At 61.1% G+C, this 789-nt stretch carries 1 protein-coding gene; it reads right to left on the reverse strand.

All coding sequences use genetic code 11. From position 1 onward, the window contains the following. A partial coding sequence (locus ACNOHI_RS24725) for a major capsid protein (protein ID WP_420477384.1) occupies positions 1-680 on the reverse strand: 680 nt, incomplete at its 3' end. Between the last annotated feature and the right edge of the window lie 109 nt (positions 681-789).

A 789-nucleotide genomic window follows, 5' to 3' on the forward strand; every position in this document is an offset into this window, starting at 1 on the left:
CGCCAGTCCTTGACGGTGATACCGACATGCTGGGTGAACTTCTCTTCCTTCACGTAGTAGGGATTGCCGTTGCCATCCTGCACGCGCTGGCGGCCCATATCCTCGCGCTTCACGCCAGCCGAGATATTCTCTGGCGTGATGACCGAGGTCTGCATATCGCCATGGGTGACGAACCAGATGGAGGGGTTATCGCCACCGACGCCGCCGGCATTGACCACGTTCGGATTGGCCAGCGAGTTGTAGCGCGGCGCGAGGCCGTGGAACTGCTTGCCGTTGATCGCGACGTTGGAATACCAGATGGCGCGGTCGATCGCCTGGGCGATGGCTTCGAGGAAGCCCTGGCCTTCCATCATGCGGAGCTTCGCCGCCTCGTTGGGCTTCAGGTCCAGCAGGCGCTCGTCTACGCTCGACAGGCCTTCGACGAAGCCGGTCGTGTCTTCCACCTGCGTATAGTTGCCTTTGCTCTGCTGGATGCCCTGATAGAGCGCACCCCAGGACACCTGCGGCAGGCCGGTGCGGATCGAGTTACGGTGCTTCGTCCCGTCGTTGCAGGTGATGACGTTGGCATCCTGCATGAACGGGGTGAGCTGCACCAGCGCCTCGACCACGTCGCCAATATTATCACCGCCAGCTTTCATGACGTCGATAAGGTTCCAGTAAGTCGTGCCGAGAACGGCCATTACAAGTCTCCTTAATCGTTTGGATAGAGGCGCTGCCACACCGGAATCACGGGCGCGCCTGCATCCCCGCGAACGAAGTCACCATCTTCGCCGACCATCTGCCCGAGCC

The sequence above is a fragment of the Noviherbaspirillum sp. ST9 genome, assembly GCF_048799745.1.
In the GTDB taxonomy this organism is placed as follows: Bacteria; Pseudomonadota; Gammaproteobacteria; order Burkholderiales; family Burkholderiaceae_D; genus Noviherbaspirillum.